Source organism: Clostridiales bacterium (assembly GCA_018333995.1).
In the GTDB taxonomy this organism is placed as follows: domain Bacteria; phylum Actinomycetota; class Coriobacteriia; order Anaerosomatales; family SLCP01; genus JAGXSG01.
The window spans coordinates 17,642-37,110 of record JAGXSG010000015.1; the positions used below are offsets into that span (position 1 = coordinate 17,642).

A 19,469-nucleotide genomic window follows, 5' to 3' on the forward strand; every position below is an offset into this window, starting at 1 on the left:
ACCCTTCTCGCGCTACGCCCTGACGCGTTCGACGAACTCCGCGAGCGTCATCTGACCGATGTCGCCCTCGGTGCGCTCCCGTACCGCGATTGCGTCCCGCTCGGCCTCCTTGTCACCAACCACGAGCATGTAGGGGATCTTTCGCTGCTGAGCCTTAGCTATCTTGACCCGCATCGGCTCGTTCTCAGCGTACGTCTCGACGCGCACTCCACATGCTTGAAGTCTTTCGCGGACTGAAGAGGCGTGCTCGAGGTGCCGATCGGCGATCGGGATGATGACCGCCTGCACCGGCGCAAGCCACACCGGGAACGCGCCAGCGTAGTGCTCGATGAGAATGCCGAGGAACCGCTCCATCGACCCGAGGATCGTGCGGTGCAACATGAACGGCCGGGCCTCGGTGTTTGAGGCTGTGCGATATGTCATGTCGAAGCGCTCTGGATTGTTGAAGTCGACCTGGATCGTCCCGGTCTGCCACGTGCGGCCGATGGCGTCACGCAGTTTGATGTCGATCTTGGGTCCGTAAAAGGCGCCGTCACCCTCGTTGATCGCATAGTCCATCCCGCGTGAATCGAGCGCGTCTTTTAGTCCAGCGGTTGCCACGTCCCACATCTCATCCGAGCCTATGGACTTCGCGGGTTTGGTGGAGACCTCGGCGGTGTACTCGAAGCCAAACACGCCATTTACGCTGTCGACAAGGTCAAGCATCTCGATAACCTCTGGTGTCACCTGTTCAGGCGTGCAAAAGATGTGCGCGTCGTCTTGCGTGAATCCCCGTGCGCGCATGAGGCCGTGCACCACTCCGGAAAGCTCGTGACGATACACTGTGCCAAACTCGAACATGCGCCACGGCAGGTCGCGGTAGGACCGGACGCTGTTGTTGTAGACCATGATGTGGCCGGGGCAGTTCATCGGCTTGATGCCGTAGTCAGCAACCTTGCCCTCACCCTCATCTACCTGGAAGAAGTACATGTTCTCGCGGTAGTTGTCCCAGTGCCCGGAGGTCTTCCACACGTCGGCTTTGTACATGTGCGGAGTGATGACCTCGTCGTAGCCGCGGCGGTAGAGCTCTTGGCGCATCCACTCCTGTATGATGCGCAACACTCGCGCTCCGTTGGGATGGTAGATGGGCAACCCGGCTCCGGCATCCTCGTGCAAGCTAAATAGATCGAGCTCTCGGCCGAGTCTGCGGTGGTCGCGCTTCTCGGCCTCGTGCAAGCGGTCGAGGTATGCGGCGAGATCTTTCTCCGTGAACCATGCGGTCCCATAGATGCGCTGGAGCATCGGCCGCGCCGAATCACCACGCCAGTACGCGCCTGCGAGTTTCATGAGCTTAAACGCGCCGATCCTGCCGGTATGCGGAATGTGGGGACCTCTGCACAGATCGGTGAAGGCACCCCCACGGTACACGGAGATGACCTCGTCTTCTGGCAACTCGTCGATCAGCTCCCGCTTGAACGGGTCGCTAGCGAACACGTCGAGCGCCTCGAGCTTGGTCACCTCGGCGCGCTCAAACGGGCGTTCCTCGGCGATGAACCGCCGCATGCGCTCCTCGATGACGGGCAAGTCTTCCGGCGTGAGCTGAGTGTCGATCTGGAAATCGTAGTAGAAGCCGTCTTCGATCGCCGGTCCCACGCCAAAACTCGCCTCAGGATAGAGCGACTTGATCGCCTCGGCCATGACGTGCGCGGTTGAGTGACGCAACAGGTGGAGCGCTTCAGGGCTGCGATCGGTGATGATGGAGACCGTGTCACCCTGCGAGACAACATGTCCGAGGTCGACCTCTCGCTCGCCAACAATCCCCGCTAGGGCAGCTTGCGCGAGACGCGGGCCTATCGCCGCAGCGACATCCACAACGGTTGAGCCTTTAGGGATCCGCTTCTCGCTGCCATCGGGAAGACCGACTGTAATCTCTGACATGAATGTTCTCCTTGGACAAGGAACGACGTCCCGCCAAGGCGAGACGTCGGCGGCGTTCATGACAATGGTACTACGCTACTGCTTGGTCCTGCAGTAAGGACACACGCTCCAGTTGAGCTTGAGGGCACGTTCGCACTCAATACACGGCTTGCGGAGCTTCTTCATGCAACTCGGACAAATGAGGAAATCATTGTCGACTGGCTTGTGACAAGAAGGGCAGCTCTCGAAATCTCGCTGGAGCTGCATCTCCTTCGCACGGATCTCAAGATCACGCTCCAGCGCGTCCTCCGCGAACTCTGGAGGCCGGACCACGAGGTAGACCACCCATCCGGCGAAGGGAAAGATGAGCGCGGCAAGAGCCCAGAACCATCCCATCGCGCCGCGACGCTCCGCGTCGCGATAGGTCCAAAAGACAAGTGCGATGTGGAGTACTACGAAAAAGAGGGTACAGAGCTGGCGCACGAGAACGAACTCGGCGCTTGCCGTGATCGGGTCAAAAATCCCTTCCATGTCCTCCCTCTCGCGTACGTGCCAACACCGTGTACGCTCCAGACGAGCGGCCGAAGCTCTCGAATGACACCGCAACGAGCTAGAGGGATTCTAGCAGAACAGCAGGCGCTAGCCACTGACGATGGCCTCCGCGGCGGTCCTGACGCTGCCGGTGACAACCGCGCCCGCTGAGTTTGCGGCCAGCGCGGACACGACACCTGCGGAAACGCTGTGGGCAACCTGAGGCGTCTTTCCGGTCACACGCACAATCGTGTTCGCGAGTTCGGCAGCCGGAAGAGCACGCGGCGACCCGGGCGCTACAGCGACAAAGCGTCCGCACACTCGCGCGAGCGCAGAGACGATGCCCTCAGCATCCTTGTCGGCCAGTACGCCGAGAACGACCGCCGGGCGCGCCTCACAGTCAGGCCATGCCAATGCAATAGCCGCGGCGAGTACCTCGGCGCCCTCCGCATTATGGGCGGTGTCGACGACGAGCCATGGTTCACGCCTCACCACCTCAAACCGGCCCGGAATCCTCGTCTCCGACGCAACACGGCCAACGATCGCTGAATCGAGCGCCCTGCCCAGATAGGCCTCCCCAGCGGCGATGGCGGTTGCCAGATTGGCGCCTTGGTACGACGGGCCGCGGAGTGCGAGGTTCCCGTACGCCGCCTCAACTCCCCAGACATCAACGATGGTGGCCGCATCGGGCGCGTCGGGGTTGCGCGTGACGGCGTAGCGGATTGTCTCGTCTTCGGCAACGGGACTCTCGGCGTGCTTGGAACGAACCGCGCGCAGGAGCGCGGCATCACCCACGGCAGCAAGTCGCCGCTGAAACGTTCGCTCGACTCCCCGGGTACCCGGCCCGAGAATCGCCATCGACCGCGCCTTGATGATGTGCGCCTTGTCACTCGCGATCTCACCGCGCGTCTCACCCAGGTACTCGGTGTGATCGAGCGCGACTCCAGTAACGACAGCCACCTTGGGTTCGACCACACTCGTTGCGTCCCACCGCCCACCCATTCCCACCTCGAGTACGGCTACCTCGACCGCGCACTCTCGATACGTCCACAGAGCGGCCGCGGTGAGGATTTCAAACTCAGTGGGCTCCACCCCGGCACGACGGGCCGCGTCGAGCGCCACCTTCACTCCCCGTGCAAACATCTCTTCGTCTACGGGAGTGCCATCTACTTCGATGCGCTCGGTGTAGGAGTGCAGCTCGGGACTGGTGTACAAGCCGGTCCGCAACCCATGAAACCGGAGCAAAGCTTCGATGAAACGCGCGGTGGATGATTTTCCGTTGGTTCCAGTGACTTGAACCGCATCGAACTTTCGGTGAGGCCAGCCGAGAACTTCGGTCATGGCGGTGATAGCCGTCAAGGACGGATTGACCCCGAACGTGAGTGCGTTACCGAGCGCCGAGACCGCATCCCGATACGTGAAACAGTGGTCCACCGCGCCGCGCTACCCTTCCAGTTCGTCGAGTTGCCCGCGCAGTGCCGACACCCGATCGGCTAGGTCAGCTTCCTTGGCGCGCTCTTTCGCGATCACGTCAGCGGCGGCCTTAGCGATGAAGTGCTCGTTTGCGAGTTTTCGTTCCACCTTCGCAAGATCATCAATGGCCGATGCGAGCGCCTTTGCGATCCTGGCGCGCTCGGCCTCGAGATCGACGAGTCCTTCGAGCGGGACGTAGACCTCCATGCCAGCCGCTACCGCATTCACAGAGTGGGCCGGCTTCTCGACATCTGCTCCAGCCGTGACGCTGTCGATGCCGGCCAACGCGTGCAAATAGCCGAACTCCGTGGAGATGAGGCGGTCGTCAGCGTCTGATTGCGTCTTGATGAACACGGGTAGGCCCCGCTTAGGAGAAATCCCGTAGCGCGCGCGAACCGCCCGCACCCCGGCGACGATCTGAAGCATCCGACCGACCGAGTGCTCGGCATCTTCGTCAATGAAGTGGGCAAGCGAATCAGGCTCTGGCCACGTGGCGACCATGAGCGAAGGGGCGCGTTCCGACTCCGCGAGCGGTAGATTGCGCCAGATCTCCTCGGTCACGAAAGGCATCATGGGGTGTAGCAAACGAAGCGCTGTGTCGAGGACGAACACGAGGTTTCGTTGCGCGACCACGCGAGCGGCGCGCTCCTCGGCAGTCGCATGGTCGGCCGCGCCCGCGTTGATGCGGGTCTTGGTGAGTTCGATGTACCAATCGCAGAACTCGTTCCAGAAGAACTCGTAAAGAGCGCGGGCCACCTCGCCAAAGTGATACGACGCGATCCCCCTGTCCACCGCGACCGCAAGTTTGGCGAGACGTGACAAGACCCACGCGTCGGCGACCGTACCAACTTCAGGAGGCCCAGGCACGTAGTCATCGCCGAGATTCATGAGCACAAAACGGCTCGCATTCCAAACCTTGTTTGCGAAGTTGCGCGAGGACAGAAGCTTCTCCTCGGCGAATCGGATGTCTTGTGTACCCGTCGTCTGAAGCATGAGGCCAAAACGCATGCCGTCAGCGCCGTAACGCTCCATGAGTTCAAGTGGATCGACCCCCGTGCCAAGCGATTTGCTCATCCGCTTGCCCTCAGCGTTGAAGACGGTCGGGTGAATGATCACGTCCTCAAAGGGAACCTTTCCGTCAACGCAGTGCATGCCGCTCATGATCATCCGGGCAACCCAGAGGAAAAGGATGTCGCGGGCGGTCGACAGCGCGCCAGTGGGATAAAAGTAGTCGAGATCCGCACTCTGGGTGGGCCATCCAAACGTCGCGAACGGCCAGAGCTGCGATGAGAACCACGTGTCGAGAACGTCCTCGTCCTGCCGGACGGCAGCGCCGCACTCCGGGCACACGTCGAGGTCGGTCATCGACGCGATAGGGCGAGGAGTCGATCCGTCAGCTCCGGTACACCGCTCGTCATCACAGTAGAACACCGGAATGCGATGTCCCCACCACAACTGCCGAGAAATGCACCAGTCGCGAATGTTCTCCATCCAGTGATAGTAGACGCTCTCCCACCGCGGAGGATGGAACGTGACGCGTCCATCCCGAACTGCGTCGATCGCGGGCGCGGCGAGCGGCCTCATGTCGACGAACCACTGGTCGGAGAGGTACGGCTCGATAGTGGTGTGACACCGGTAACAGTGTCCTACAGAGTGCACGTGCGGATCCACGCGCACGAGCAGGCCAGCGGCATCCATGTCAGCCACCACTCTGCGTCGCGCCTCGTATCGGTCGAGACCGGCGTACGGGCCACCCTCTTGAGAGATGGTGGCGTCAGGATTCATCATGATGATCTTGGGGCACCCGTGGCGTTCGGCGATCTCAAAATCATCAGGATCGTGGGCCGGGGTGACCTTGACAACTCCGGTCCCGAACGTCGGATCCACGTGGGCGTCAGCCACTATGGGAATCCTTCGACCCAGTAAAGGCAGCAGCACCTCGGATCCAACGAGGTGGCGATAGCGCTCGTCGTCCGGGTGGACCGCCACGCACGTATCCCCGAGCATCGTCTCAGGCCGGGTAGTGGCCACAACAACGTGATCGACGTCGCCAACGGGCTCGACAAGCGGGTAGCGGAAGCGCCACAAGCTGCTTTCGAGGTCCTCGTGTTCGACCTCTATGTCGGAGAGCGCCGTCGTGCAGCGGGGGCACCAGTTTATGATGCGCTTACCACGGTAGATGAGCCCCGCCTCGTACCAGTCGACAAAGACCTTGCGCACCGCCTCCTGGTAGCTGGGATCCATGGTGAACCACTCATCAGAGTAATCGCACGAACAGCCCATCGCCTTGAGCTGCTGGATGATGGTGGAGCCATGTTCCTCGCGCCACTCCCAGCACCGTTCGATAAAGGCCTCTCTTCCGATCTCGTGCCTTGACACCCCCTCGGCGGCAAGTTTCTGCTCCACTTTGTTCTGTGTCGCAATGCCGGCATGATCGGTCCCCACCACCCACTTGGCAGGTCGTCCAGTCATCCGCATCCGGCGCACAACCACATCTTGAATGGTGTTGTTGAGCGCGTGCCCCATGTGCAGCGATCCAGTCACGTTTGGAGGGGGTATGACCACCGAAAACGGTCGAACGCCGTCGTGCCGCAACGCCTGCTCGAAGTAGCGGCCGCGTATCCACGAATCGAACACCGCCGATTCGACCGCCGTTGGATCGTACGCTTTAGGCATTTCGCTCATGTGTGCAGCTTCTCTCTCGCCGTCCGTACCGTGCACCGATTCTAGCGCACAGTGACGAGCGCACACATGCGTCATCTCTGAGGCCATCGCAAGCCCTGTCGCATACTTTCGACGTATCGGCGAATACCAATACTCCTATAAGTATGCGGCACGGACTCGGACCGGTGATGTGCGGACACCCTGTGAGCTGGTATACAATGCCCAGGAGAGGCACCTTGCGTGGTGCTCTCTTCACAGTACCGACGGCGTCGGCTTGGATGAACCGGCGCCGTCGCGTCGTTTTGGAACCTATCGCCGCCGCACGAGTACTCTCGCGCGCCCCCACCCAACGGCTAACCTTTAGGCGCTCGCCTCGATTTCAATATCGCGCACGAGCGTGGGCGGTGCCGTCCCGTCCACCGCCTCTTGCGTCACGATTACACCTTGGATGTCATCCGCGTCAGGCAAATCGTACATTGTGTCGAGCAATATCCCCTCGAGAATCGATCTCAGCCCGCGCGCTCCCGTTCCGTGCGTGATCGCCTGCCGCGCGATCGCCCGTAGCGCGTCGCCAGTGAACTCGAGAGTGACACCCTCGAGCTCAAAGAGACGTCGATACTGCTTGACGAGCGCATTCTTTGGCTCGGTCAAGATGGACACAAGGTCGTCTTCGGTGAGGTCGTCAACCGAGGCGAGCACCGGCAGGCGACCGACGAATTCCGGGATGAGTCCGTATTTGTGCAGGTCTTCCGGGAGCACTTGGCCGAGCAGCTCTCCCGCGCCCGTCTCTGATGAGTGGGCAAGCTCCGCGCCGAACCCGAGGCCGCGCTTGCCCACGCGGTCGGCGACGATTTTGTCGAGGCCCACGAACGCTCCTCCGAGAATAAAGAGCACGTTGGTGGTGTCGATGCGGATGAGCTCCTGCTGCGGGTGCTTGCGGCCACCCTGCGGCGGAACAGCTGCCTCGGTTCCTTCGAGGATCTTCAGGAGAGCTTGCTGCACGCCCTCGCCAGAGACATCACGGGTGATCGAAAGGTTTTCCGCCTTGCGGGCGACCTTGTCGATCTCATCGATGTAGACGATGCCCACCTCGGCGCGCTTCACATCGAAATCTGCCGCGGTTATCAGCTTGAGCAAGATGTTCTCTACGTCTTCGCCAACGTATCCAGCCTCGGTCAGAGCGGTGGCGTCTGCGATAGCGAATGGAACCTTGAGGATTCGTGCGAGCGTTTGGGCGAGAAGGGTCTTTCCGCATCCGGTAGGGCCGAGCATCAAGATGTTGCTCTTGGCGAGTTCCACATCGTCCGGCCCAGATGACGGCATCGAACGGACTCTCTTGTAGTGGTTGTACACGGCGACCGAGAGAACCTTCTTGGCTCGATCTTGTCCCACCACATAGTCATCAAGGATCGAAAAGATCTGCTGCGGCGTCGGCAGTTCTTCACTCACCGGAACGACGGCTTTGGCGGCAGGCAGCTCGTCTTCTACGATGTCGTTACACAACTCGATGCACTCATCGCAGATGTAGACGCCCGGACCGGCGATGAGCTTGCGCACCTGCCGCTGCGTCTTACCACAAAATGAGCAAATCAGCTGCTCGGCGCTATCAGAAGAACGGGCCACCTACGCCTCCGTCTTTGCGCCACGGCTCACCACAACTTCGTCGACGAGGCCGTAGGCCTTGGCTTCCTCAGCTGTCATGATGTTGTCGCGATCAGTGTCGGAATGTATCTTCTCCGTGGGCTGCCCAGTGTGCTCAGCCATGATATTGTCGAGCGCCTCTCGCATACGAAGCATCTCGCGGGCCTGGATCTCAATATCGCTCACCTGACCCTGAGTGCCGCCCCACGGCTGATGGATGAGGATGCGGCTGTTAGGAAGTGCGAACCTCTTGCCCGCGGCGCCTGACGCGAGCAGCACCGCCGCCATCGACGCGCACTGTCCGATGCAGATAGTCGAAACATCGCACTTGATGTACTGCATCGTGTCGTAGATGGCCAGACCCGCTGTGACCGATCCGCCTGGCGAGTTGATGTAGAGGTTGATGTCTTTGTCCGGCTCCGCGCTCTCAAGGTGCAGCAGCTGCGCGATGACAAGGTTGGCGATGTCGTCATTGATCTCATGTCCGAGAAAAACGACCCGCTCATTGAGCAAGCGCGAAAAGATGTCGAAGCTGCGCTCGCCACGGCTCGTCTGCTCGACGACGATCGGGACAAGGTTCATCGCGCCGTGATCCATGGATGCTCCTGTCTTGGTGCGGGCATGCGCTTCACGCCCGATTCTACTGTGTCTCATCGGACTCGTCGTCCTCCGCGCCGTCGCTGCCATCAGAAGGGTCCGATTCGACGATTTCGACGTTAGCAGGATCGGTCAACCACTCGACCGCCTTGCGACGAGTGAGGGTTTCGGCAATGACCTCAGCGGCCATCGTGTCGGCCCAACGCTCTTTGAGCTCCTCTACCGCCACCTCACCAACCTCGGCGAACCGTAGGTACTCCTGTTCGACATCATCCTCGGTGATCTCAAGTCCAGCCGCTCGGAAGAGCGCCTCGAGGGCGAGTTCCTCCCTCACCAAGACCTCTGCCTGCTTGGAGATGTCACCGGCTATGCGCTCCATCTCGAACCCGGTCGCCTCGGCATACTGCTCTAGCGTCATTCCCCGCTGCTCTAGGCCCTCGACAAACTCCTTGAGCATCGAATCGCGCTTCGAATCAACCATCGCCTGCGGCGCCTCGCCTTCGAGCCGCTTGGCGATCTCGGTTCGCACGTTGCGCTCCAAGACACGCTCACGACCCGCGGCCTTGGCCTCATCGAGCCTCATCTTGATGTCGGACCGCATGGCCTCCATGCTCTCGAACCCGCCCGCGCTCTCGGCGAACTCGTCGTCGATCAGGGGCAGCACCTTCGCCTTGATCTCGTGAACCTCGACGTCAAACGCGGCGGTCTTTCCAACAAAATCCGGGTTCGATGATGTATCGGGCACCTCAAACTCGATCCGAGTGGTCTCGCCCGCCTTCAGGCCCAGAAGACCCGCATCGAACTCAGACGGCATGAGCCCTTTGCTCATCTCGTAGAGGTATTTATCGACTGAGTTGCCCTCGTAGGTCGCCCCGTCAACTGTTCCCGTGAATGAGATCAAGACATAATCGCTGTCGGCCACGCCCCGGTCTTCGACCGGTTCAAGACTGGCGAAGCGCTCTCGAAGGTGCTCGATCTGCGCATCGAGCTCTCGCTCCGACGCCTCAGCCGGGGGAACCTTCACCGAGATGCCCTCGATCGATGAAACGGTCAACTCCGGCTTGACCGGCACCTTTGCCGTGAACACGAAGGGCTCTCCTTGGACGAGGTCCGCGATCTCGTCAACCTCAGGATGCGCGATGGCGCTGAGCTTCTCGGCACGAACCGCCTGCGGGTAGACCGTATTGAAGAGTTCTTCCTGCGCCTCGCCGAGGACATAATCACGACCGACATGGGTGTCGAGCACCGGACGCGGGATCTTGCCTTTGCGAAAGCCGGGAATCTTCACGCTCTTGGCAAGCTTCGCGTACGCTTGGTTGATCGCCTGCTCAACCGCTTCCGGCGGAACTGTGACGGTCAACGCGACGGTGTTAAGGTCAACCGGCTCGACCGAAGTCTTCAAGGCGTCAGTGCTCAATGGTCCTCCTCGACGGTACTCGCACGAACAGTGGTATCCGTTGCTGGTGCGGGCGAGAGGACTCGAACCTCCACGGTTGCCCACCAGGACCTAAACCTGGCGCGTCTGCCAATTCCGCCACGCCCGCTCGGCAAAGCGACTCACTAGTATAGCGAAACAACCACTGGGCCGTTTACTCCGCCCTGAACAGCTCCTCGTAAAACCCTGCCGTGCTCACGGTCACCTCGACTGGACCTTCACCGCGATTGCGCCAGAACCAGCCATGCGTACCGTCGATTGGCGCGACAAACGTCCCTGCACCCGATTCGGTCGCGGCTCCCGCCCAGTAACTGGTGGTTGCCACGGCCGCGCCCTCCCCGTGCATGTCGAAGTTGACGGGCCCACCTTCACTGATCCACTCGAAGACGATACTCTCGCCTTCACTCATTCGCACCTTCACTTCCGCGCCTTCGCCAGGTTGCAGCGTCACCGACATCGAGTCGGCACGCTTGGCGAGGTCAGTCTGAGACACGATCGCCGCCGGGGTCACGTCCTCTTCGCCGGAGAGCGCATGCCCGTCAGCCTCTGCGGACCGGGTCAGGCCGAGTGCGTCTCCCGCTCCGGTGATGTCTATCCCGTACTCCACCGGCAACACAAAGAGGATGAGGATCGCCACAGCCACCACGATTGAGATCGCAACCGACTTAAACAGCTGCGCGCCAGTCGGTCCTGAAGCAACATCCGTCACGCTCCCACCGCTCTTTGCGCGCGAGCGTCGCTTCGCGGAAGAGCGGCTATTGGGGGATTCGTTCATCTCTGTCATCAGTGTGTTCCTTCCTAGCCGGCAAACAGCCCGGCAAGTTGGTATCCGGTAAGGACAAAGCCCGCGGTCATCAGCACCATGTTCGCGGCGAACGCGTGCCGCTCGAACGTTGGAGACCTGCGCCATGCGTTCATTGCGACAAGAATGGCGGCGAGCGCCAAGACCTGGCCGATTTCAACACCAACGTTGAACGCGAGCAAGTTTGCGACAAGACCTTCGCGAGCGAGATCGTACTCGAGGAACTGTGTAGCCAGGCCAAAGCCATGGATGAAACCAAAGCCAAGTACCATCATTCGAGGATCAGGCCTAAAGCCCAACATCCGCTTAAGCCCGCCCACATTGTCGAGCGCCTTGTACGCCACCGAAAGCCCGATGATGGCATCCACCATGTAGGCGCTCACATTGGTCTCGACGAGTACGCCCAGAATCAGCGTCACGCTGTGCCCAATCGCGAACAAGGTGACGTAGTGCCAGACGTCTCGCATTTTGTGCAGAAAGAAGATGACTCCGACCAAGAAAAGCAAATGGTCGTAGCCTGTCACCATATGTTTGGCGCCAAGGTAGATGAATGGAATCACCTGTGCGCCGGTGGTCTGAGCGATGAATATCTGATCAGCGGATGCAACACCGTGCGCGAAGGCGGCCGGTGCCACTGCAAGCGTGACCACTATGATCACTGCGGCTGCCACGATACCCAACTTTAAGAACGGAACGACTCGGTACATGTGATTGGACCCGCCTCTAAGAATCGTAGGGACATGAGCGGTGTGAAACCGTCCGTGACAGTATCGCACCGAGCGAGCCACCGGAAGTGCCCCGGCAGGGATGCGAGCGCCGCAGTCTCAGATCCGCAAGATAGTGAACGAGCGCTCCGGCGGCGGCACCGATGACACCACACCCTGGAACGTCATTTCCAAATCGAGACAAGGACTGAACTCGCCGCCCGTGTGGGCGGCGAGCAGTCCGACGCATACAGTCGATGTCGCCACGGAGTCGCGTGGCCGGGTCGAATCGGCTTCAGCACACGTCGTGTCACAGGCGCTGGCTACGCAGGAAAATGCGTGGCCGCACCCGAGTACGATGACGGCCAGCACAACGGCAGCGCACGCAACGGAAAGTCTTCTCGTCAGCACCATGGTGCGGCACATAATACACTGTGTGCCTCAACCACCGGGCTCATCCACGGATTCTTCACGCAATTGGAGCGTGCGGAGTGCGGCGGCCTGCGAGCGGCATCGCCTCGACCACGAGGTCCATCACTGGCACAACCCTGAGTCCCAAGCTGTGCACCTCGTTGAGCTCGGTGATCTGCAGGCGACAGTTCTCGCACGGACATGCGAGCACCTCTGCGCCGGTCTTGCGAATCTGCTCGACCTTCTTCGCGCCGCTCTTCAGCCGAACGCTATTGAACTCCTCCATCGCGACAATCCCGCCGCCGCCTCCGCAGCACCACTGCTTCTCGCGGTTGGGGGTCATGTCGACAAAATCATCGGCGATCGCACCGAGAATGCGACGAGGCTCCTCGAACACTCCACCGCACCTCCCTGTCTGGCACGGGTCGTGGTAGGTGACCCGCTCGGCGATACCTTCTGCGTCAACCGTGATCCGCCCCGATGCGATGTATTCATCGATAACCTCGAGGATATGGCGGACCTTAAACGGCATCTTCTCCTTCGCCCACGCCTCGTAGAAGAGCTTCGCGACGCGATAGGCGTGCCCACACTCCGTGATCACGACCTCTTTCACGCCAAGTCGAAGCGCCTCATCCATGTAACGTTTCGCGATGATTCGCGCCTTCTCGGGATCGCCGTAGAAGTAGCCGTAGTTGGCCGATTCAAAAAACGAAAGTGTCCAGCTCGCGCCGGCCTGGTTGAAGATCACCGCCGCCGGCATGATCGAGTGCGATCCAGCAAGCGCCACGTAGAGGATGTCGGCTCCCTGCCTGTCGACGGGAATCTCCGCCGAGGGATCGCCGGTGAGCTCTCGAACCTCGGCCTCAATGTCTTTGAATCCCTCCACAAGACCGTCGCGGAACATCTCGGCGTTCTCGCCCTTGAAGATCGCCGCATCGGCGAGCTGGCCGAGCATATCGTTTCCTCTGCCAGCCGCGATAAGGATCCCCTTGGCGGCCGAGACGACCCACTGCGTGTCGATCGAGAACGGACAGTAGTACATACACCTTCGACATCCCGTGCACGCGTACGTCGACTCGTACAGCTCATCAAGCATATTCTCGTCCGGATCACGCGCCTCGTAGAGGGCGGGAACGAACTCGCCCGCTTTGGTGAAGTACTTCCGATAAATCTCCCGGACAAGCTCGGCGCGGCGCGCGGGCAGGTACTTGATGTCACCGGTCGCGACATACTGATGGCACGCGTCCTTGCAGATCGCGCAACGCACACAGATGTCCATGTACTGCTTGAGCTGGCGGTTCATCCGCTTATCAAGCACGCCGATAATCGTGTCGATCTGATGTTTCTCCAACGGCGCCATGGACTACTCAGAGCTCCTTATGAGGTTCGTCGCGAACACGCCGATAGCATGCGTGAGCTTCGAGAACGGGAAGTACATCAGAAAAGCCGAGACAAACAGCATGTGCCAGTTGAGCGCCCACTTCTCACTCGACTGCGCGAGTGCTTCCGGAAAGGACGGCCGGAAGGCGAGGAGCGACTGGAACCACTCCATGTAGACCGATGAAGGCAGGTCGCCAAGGAATCTCATGTGGTTACCCATGATGATGATGCCAAGGAGCAACGCGAGGAGCAGGTAGTCTTCGGGCGTGGACAGCGCCCGGTACGGCCCGAAGGTCCGCCGCGCCAGCCAGTACAGAACACATGCCAGCATCACGACACCGACGATGCCTCCGCTCCACGCCGCGAACACTTTCATCCCGTCTTGCCCGATGAGCGCCACGAGCGTGTCGAACTCGCCGATGAGTCTCAGGTGACCGATAAAGCCCGCGAGCGCCGCCACGTGGAACGCCATGGCCACCACCATGAGACGGGGTTCAATCTCGAAGCTCTGCGGAGCGACGAACGTGTCTTTGAGCAGCTTACCCAGCCTGCCGGATCGAGAGGCCGGTTTCGGGTAAATGCCGAGCCTCACCGGAGACGCGGGTGTCCGCGCCCACTGCCATACACGCCACGACATTCCCAGCACGAAAACCGCGATGCTCGCATAAACGAGCAGGCCCGATGCTATAAAGGAGAAGGTGTCCATCTGTGCCTCCCTGGGGGCTACTTGACCCGCCTGATGAGGAAGACGTACTCGCTGCCGACCTTCTCGGCCTGGAGGAGTTCCTGACCTGTCGACTTCGCCCACGCGGTGATGTCGGGAATCGAACCGGCATCCGTGGCCGTCGCCTTAAGTACGCCACCGATAGGGACGCTCGCAATGTTCTGCGACACCCGGACCATGGGCATCGGGCAGAGCAGTCCGCGCAGGTCGAGATCGAGATCCGGGGTGATATCGCTCATGATTCGCACTCCTTACGTAGTGGTGACGTACGGCAGGCCCGCTTCTGGGCGCCGCCGCGATTGGTTTAGATGAAGAACTGCACCTGCGACTCTTCGGCTTCAGCAAGCATGAATCCCACTCCCACAGGCTCCTGTACGCCTTTCACGAATGCCTCTTGCGGGATCTCCATAACATCCATCGACATCTGGCATCCGTACATCCGAACGCCAAGTTCGACCGCGAGATCGCGCAGTTGCGGCAGTGTAGCGACGTTCTGGGCACCCATCATCTTGCCGAACATCCACCGGCCCATCCCGCCAAAACTGAACTTGCTCGGATTGGCCTTTTCGATACCGCCGCCATACATGAGCCCGAGCATCTTCCCGAAGAGGGACGTGCCATGTCTCGCGTCGGCACGCTTGATGGCGCGCAGACCCCAGAAGGTGAAGAACATGACGACGTCGAAGCCCATCGCCTTGGCGCCTGTCGCGATAATGAACGCGCCAAACACCCGGTCCATGTCGCCGCTCATGACGACGAGCGTCATCTTCTTGGGCTTCTCCGACGGTTCATCCGCCACTCTACTGGCCTGACTGAGGGCCTCGCTCACATCAACACTCATTCTGCCTTCCTTCATTGATCGCCTGTCAGGACTCGCATCGCGCATTTCACCCGTTTACGCAAGATGTACGCCATTCTAGCGCACTCCACAAAATATCCCAGGGGGTATTTTTTGGCGCAGTTCTCCGTGGACCCCCCGGCGAGAGAGCTTCACGCCCTAGAGTAGCAAACGTCGCCGATACGTGTAGAGATGATACGCGTTGAACGCGACAAAGAGCCCGCCTGCGACCATGTGAGCACGCTCCCTATCGAGGGCAGCCAGAAGCAGAAGCGCGCCGAGCGATCCGAGCATGCCGCGTTTCGCTATTCGCATCTTCTCGCGCTGGGTCATCGGCGCGCAGAGGCGCTGCTGCGCGATGGCCGACGCGGATGCCGGAAGCTGAGATGCTTCGACGACCTGCTCCGCAGTGATCACCTCGTGGTCGTACTTGACAAGCATGCTCCCTGTTCGCGCGTTGGAGGTGACAGACAGAATCCCGCGAGCGCCGCGAAGCGCGGATTCGACCTCGCTCACGATCGCGGGATCACGCAGCCCCGCATGACGAAAACGGAGCCTTCCGTCGATCTGACTAGCGACCACGTTCGTCCTCCCCCCGGGCCGGTGACGGCGGAAGCATCGGGCGCATGGCATTCAGTGCAACACCCACCGTCGTCAGGTTGTGAAGCAGCGCAATTGTGCTCGGCTGAACTCGGCCGACGAGACCCAAACCGAGGTACCCTGTGTTGAGCGCCACGCTCGACCCGAAGTTCTGCCGTATGCGCCTGAGCGTCGTCTGCGCAATCTGCCGAGCGACAAGGAGCTCAGAGAGTTCATCTCCCAACAGCACGACGTCTGACACTTCGCGCGCCAAGTCCGCTCCATCACGCATCGCTACGCCGACATCGGCGGCCGAGAGTGCCGGGGAGTCATTGACGCCGTCCCCCACCATGAGCACTATGTGCCCTTCGGCCTGGAGCTCACGCACTATGTCGGCCTTATCCATCGGCATGACCTGGGCCCGCCACTCCTCGATACCAGCGGCGGCCGCAATCGTGGCCGCCGTTGCCGGAGTGTCACCCGTGAGCATGATAACCCGCTCGATACCCTGTTCCCTGAGACCGCGCACCACTTCAGCGGCCTCCTCGCGCATCGGGTCTTCTATGCAAAGCGCGCCAACGAGCTCGCCGTCGACCGCGAGGTGCAGCAGCGAGTAGCCCTGCCTTGCCCAGCGCTCGACTTCCTCATGCTTCCTCTCATCGAGCGCAATTCCCTCGTCCTCATGCACAAAGTGCCGACTCCCCACAAGAACCCGTTTTCCATCGAGCCGCGAAGCGACACCATGTGCGACGACGTATTCGACCTCGGCGTGCTCCTCGTGATGATCGATCCCGGCGGCCTCAGCGCTCCTCACGACCGCGCGGGCGACCGGGTGCGGGAAGTGCTCCTCAAGACATGCCGAGAGGCGCAGCACATCGTCAGCGTCCCACGCGTCGAACGGCACTACGTGCGCAACGCGCGGCTGGGCCCGAGTCAGCGTTCCCGTCTTGTCGAAGACGCAGACCGTTGCCGTCGCCATCGACTCGATGAATCGCCCGCCCTTCACGAGCACCCCCGCGCGGGCAGCTTCACGCATGCTCGTCAGAACGGCAAGCGGAGTGGCGAGCCTGATGGCGCACGAGTAGTCCACAAGCAACACCGACGCCGCCCTCGACAGATTCCGGGTAAGGAGGAACACGAGAGCGGCGAGCCAGAAGTTGAACGGCACTATCTTGTCGGCGAGCGCGTCAGCCCGGCTCTCCACATTGGCCTTGCGTGACTCGGACTCCTCGATGAAACGCACAATCTGGTTCACGCGTGTCTCGGCACCGACACGTGTCGGCCGGATGTAGAGCACGCCATCTTCGACCACACTTCCCGCGCAGACGCTCGCGCCAACGCCACGCAGGACCGGAAGAGCTTCCCCCGTCATCGCCGACTGGTTGACGCTTGCGTCACCCGCCGTGACGACGCCATCAACGGGTATGGAGGAACCGGTGCGAACGACGACCTCGTCACCGTGCTCAAGCTCTAGGAGGGAGATGTGCAGTTCAATGTCTCCCCGCCGCACCCAGACGGTATCGACGTCAACTACCAGGCTTCTGGCGAGGCTTGCGCGAGACTCTCGCCTCGTCCACTCCTCGAGCGTCCTTCCCAAAGCGAACATGAGGGTGATCGTCCCCACCGCGCGGAAGTCACGGCGTGCCAGTGAGATACCGATTGCGACAGCGTCGAGCACGTCCACGTTGATGCGCCCGCGCCGAAAGGCGCGCACCCCGTTGCGCAAGTACGGCAGCGCGCGGAGTAACGACACGAACGCCTTGACGACAGGCGGCAGCAAAGGCCTGATGGCTACGTACGCGAAAAAACGCATCCAGCCGCCGCTCCCTGCCTGGCTCAGGGTCATGCCCGCGTCTTGCGCGGACTCCTGGCGATCGCCGTCGAGCGATACGGAGTAGCGGCCCAGGCGGCGCGCGATACCGAGCGCCGGGGTCGGCTCGTAGCCAGCAAGACCCGCACACACCTGTTCCCGGGCGGAGGGCTCGAACACTATGAGAACGTTTCCAGTGCGTCCGCTTATCGTGATTGAGCGAACGACACCGGTACCGCCAAGCAAGGGGATAAGATCGCGCGCGGTCTCCTCGGAAACGAGCTGCGGGGAAACCCTCACCCGCAACCGGCCCGGTAGCTCATGCGCGATCCGAAAGTGCATCGGGCGCGGCTACGCCTTCTCGCCTGTCGCGGCGGGCACGCCTGGCTCCGTTCGCTTGTTCTGGATGTCTTGCGCCTCGGCCACGATGTCTTCGATCTGCTCTTTGGCGGTCTCGGCCATCATGAGCGCACGATCCTTGACATCAAGCCCACGGCTAATCAGATCGGCTGCGGCAGGACGCAGTCTGTCCTTCTCCCGGCCGTACAACGCAGCGGCGACCACACCTAGCGCGATGCCTCCCGCTAGATACAGTCCCTTATGGTAGCCCTCGCCCATCGTTTACCCCTTTCCTCAATCCCATCCATCACGACGGTGCACACCAATCCTCGATACAGCGATCGTGTCACAAACCGTGCGTCCTTCACACAGTATACTTCCCGCACTTGGGTCTGACACGTCATAGTTCACCCATTCTAACACCCATTGCTAGCCACTGCGAAGTTTCTGTTCTGTCGGAGCACGAAAAGACAGGCCCCGAAATCGGAACCTGCCTCGACTGTTGATGGTGGGCCGTATAGGGGTCGAACCTATGACCTTGGGATTAAGAGTCCCCTGCTCTGCCAGCTGAGCTAACGGCCCGAAAACGCTCCGCTATTCTATCGCCTTACCGAGGAAATGCAAGCGGCCCGCTACTGTGCGCGGGCCGCGATGCGCGCATGGGGTGGGTAACGGGACTCGAACCCGCGACCTTCGGAGCCACAGTCCGACGCTCTAACCAACTGAGCTACACCCACCATGTGAAGACAGTGGCACGCCCGGAGGGATTCGAACCCCCGACCTAGAGATTAGAAGTCTCCCGCTCTATCCAGCTGAGCTACGGGCGCACATCACGCGTCCGAGGGAGTGCCAAGGCGACACGGTACCCTTCGACGCTTCTGGTTGTCAATGGAGCGGCGGACGGGACTCGAACCCGCAACAATCAGCTTGGAAGGCTGATGCTCTACCAATTGAACTACCGCCGCAAACCTGGTCGGGCTGGCCGGATTCGAACCGACGACCCTCTGCTCCCAAAGCAGATGCGCTACCAAGCTGCGCTACAGCCCGACTCGTTCGCCCCGGCCCGCGAGACCCTTACGGGCCGTCGTGCCCTAGGGCAAGGGACAGTATAGGCACACACTGGCCGTGGGGCAAACATCGCGCCACCGCATGGAAACCGCGGCACGGGAACCGGCTACCGGAACGAGAACTGCTTCGACACCTCTTCGGCAAGGGGAAGAAGCTCCTCGAAAGGGCCGCTCGGTGCCGAGAGGGTGAGCACCGCTCCGTCCTGCGCCCACGAGACAGCGGAAAACGGATACACTGCCGTGGTCGGGGTCTTGCCATCAGCGGCGAAGGAATCGTACTCTCCCCTGGTCCATCCGGAGCCGGGGAGTCCGTTGACGCTCACGCGGTGTTCAAAACGGTTGGTGTCGACCGGTACGGCTTTGACATCCTGCGCGCTCTTGTGGACACCTAGCACCAAGTCCCCGTAGAAGACATACACAATCCACTCGCCTGCGGACTCTCCTTCGCCGTAGTAGACGATCGTGCACGCCTGTTCGCCGAGGGAGTTGGGTAGTTCGGGCTGGCTGTCCAGACCGCGCGCTACCTCGCCAGGAGTCCTGACTGCGGTGTACCCATTCAACTCAACCCATTCCGGTGT

The 19,469-nt window shown here is 61.1% G+C and carries 17 protein-coding genes and 6 tRNA genes; all 23 read right to left on the bottom strand.

The annotated features are described in order from the left end of the window. Positions 1-12 precede the first annotated feature (12 nt). Positions 13-1,917, bottom strand: coding sequence for a threonine--tRNA ligase (thrS, locus tag KGZ40_04560; GenBank protein ID MBS3956786.1), 1,905 nt, complete (start codon positions 1,915-1,917; stop codon positions 13-15). Between the two features lie 75 nt (positions 1,918-1,992). After that, positions 1,993-2,427 carry a zinc ribbon domain-containing protein gene (locus tag KGZ40_04565; GenBank protein MBS3956787.1) on the bottom strand — a complete coding sequence of 145 codons (435 nt, stop codon included), beginning with the start codon at positions 2,425-2,427 and terminating at the stop codon, positions 1,993-1,995. 108 nt (positions 2,428-2,535) lie between these two features. Continuing rightward, complete coding sequence (locus KGZ40_04570) at positions 2,536-3,861, bottom strand: hypothetical protein (GenBank protein ID MBS3956788.1); 1,326 nt, start codon at positions 3,859-3,861, stop codon at positions 2,536-2,538. Positions 3,862-3,870: 9 nt separating this feature from the next. Next, complete coding sequence (locus KGZ40_04575) at positions 3,871-6,585, bottom strand: valine--tRNA ligase (GenBank protein ID MBS3956789.1); 2,715 nt, start codon at positions 6,583-6,585, stop codon at positions 3,871-3,873. Positions 6,586-6,924: 339 nt separating this feature from the next. Then, positions 6,925-8,187 (bottom strand): ATP-dependent Clp protease ATP-binding subunit ClpX, encoded by a 1,263-nt coding sequence (gene clpX, locus KGZ40_04580; GenBank protein ID MBS3956790.1) that lies wholly within the window; start codon positions 8,185-8,187, stop codon positions 6,925-6,927. Next, positions 8,188-8,787: an ATP-dependent Clp endopeptidase proteolytic subunit ClpP gene (gene clpP, locus KGZ40_04585; GenBank protein ID MBS3956791.1), complete on the bottom strand. Its 600-nt coding sequence runs from the start codon at positions 8,785-8,787 to the stop codon at positions 8,188-8,190. Positions 8,788-8,845: 58 nt separating this feature from the next. Beyond that, a complete protein-coding gene (gene tig, locus KGZ40_04590; GenBank protein ID MBS3956792.1) occupies positions 8,846-10,219 on the bottom strand; it encodes a trigger factor in 1,374 nt (457 codons plus the stop codon). A gap of 44 nt (positions 10,220-10,263) precedes the next feature. Then, positions 10,264-10,346, bottom strand: a tRNA-Leu gene (locus tag KGZ40_04595). Between the two features lie 45 nt (positions 10,347-10,391). Continuing rightward, the gene (locus KGZ40_04600) at positions 10,392-11,021 is read right to left on the bottom strand and encodes a hypothetical protein (GenBank protein MBS3956793.1); all 630 of its coding nucleotides are present in this window, start codon (positions 11,019-11,021) and stop codon (positions 10,392-10,394) included. 14 nt (positions 11,022-11,035) lie between these two features. Continuing rightward, positions 11,036-11,746: a HupE/UreJ family protein gene (locus KGZ40_04605; protein ID MBS3956794.1), complete on the bottom strand. Its 711-nt coding sequence runs from the start codon at positions 11,744-11,746 to the stop codon at positions 11,036-11,038. Positions 11,747-12,212: 466 nt separating this feature from the next. Beyond that, a complete protein-coding gene (locus KGZ40_04610) occupies positions 12,213-13,514 on the bottom strand; it encodes a (Fe-S)-binding protein (protein ID MBS3956795.1) in 1,302 nt (433 codons plus the stop codon). A 3-nt stretch (positions 13,515-13,517) separates the two neighbouring features. After that, positions 13,518-14,240, bottom strand: a complete 723-nt coding sequence (locus tag KGZ40_04615; GenBank protein MBS3956796.1) for a respiratory nitrate reductase subunit gamma — start codon at positions 14,238-14,240, stop codon at positions 13,518-13,520. A 17-nt stretch (positions 14,241-14,257) separates the two neighbouring features. After that, positions 14,258-14,497, bottom strand: a complete 240-nt coding sequence (locus tag KGZ40_04620; protein MBS3956797.1) for a sulfurtransferase TusA family protein — start codon at positions 14,495-14,497, stop codon at positions 14,258-14,260. A 65-nt stretch (positions 14,498-14,562) separates the two neighbouring features. Beyond that, a complete protein-coding gene (locus KGZ40_04625) occupies positions 14,563-15,099 on the bottom strand; it encodes a DsrE/DsrF/DrsH-like family protein (protein ID MBS3956798.1) in 537 nt (178 codons plus the stop codon). A 156-nt stretch (positions 15,100-15,255) separates the two neighbouring features. Beyond that, positions 15,256-15,678 (bottom strand): hypothetical protein, encoded by a 423-nt coding sequence (locus KGZ40_04630; GenBank protein ID MBS3956799.1) that lies wholly within the window; start codon positions 15,676-15,678, stop codon positions 15,256-15,258. Continuing rightward, positions 15,668-17,827 carry a heavy metal translocating P-type ATPase gene (locus KGZ40_04635; protein ID MBS3956800.1) on the bottom strand — a complete coding sequence of 720 codons (2,160 nt, stop codon included), beginning with the start codon at positions 17,825-17,827 and terminating at the stop codon, positions 15,668-15,670. The genes KGZ40_04630 and KGZ40_04635 overlap by 11 nt, the downstream gene beginning before the upstream one ends. A 9-nt stretch (positions 17,828-17,836) precedes the next feature. Beyond that, positions 17,837-18,103 carry a hypothetical protein gene (locus tag KGZ40_04640; GenBank protein ID MBS3956801.1) on the bottom strand — a complete coding sequence of 89 codons (267 nt, stop codon included), beginning with the start codon at positions 18,101-18,103 and terminating at the stop codon, positions 17,837-17,839. A gap of 227 nt (positions 18,104-18,330) precedes the next feature. After that, positions 18,331-18,406: transfer RNA gene (locus KGZ40_04645), tRNA-Lys, on the bottom strand. Positions 18,407-18,484: 78 nt separating this feature from the next. After that, positions 18,485-18,561 (bottom strand) — tRNA-His (locus KGZ40_04650). A 13-nt stretch (positions 18,562-18,574) separates the two neighbouring features. Further along, a tRNA-Arg gene (locus KGZ40_04655) sits at positions 18,575-18,651 on the bottom strand. A gap of 62 nt (positions 18,652-18,713) precedes the next feature. Further along, positions 18,714-18,789: transfer RNA gene (locus KGZ40_04660), tRNA-Gly, on the bottom strand. Positions 18,790-18,794: 5 nt separating this feature from the next. Further along, positions 18,795-18,871: transfer RNA gene (locus KGZ40_04665), tRNA-Pro, on the bottom strand. A 127-nt stretch (positions 18,872-18,998) separates the two neighbouring features. After that, the coding region (locus KGZ40_04670; GenBank protein ID MBS3956802.1) for a hypothetical protein at positions 18,999-19,469 on the bottom strand (471 nt) is incomplete at its 5' end.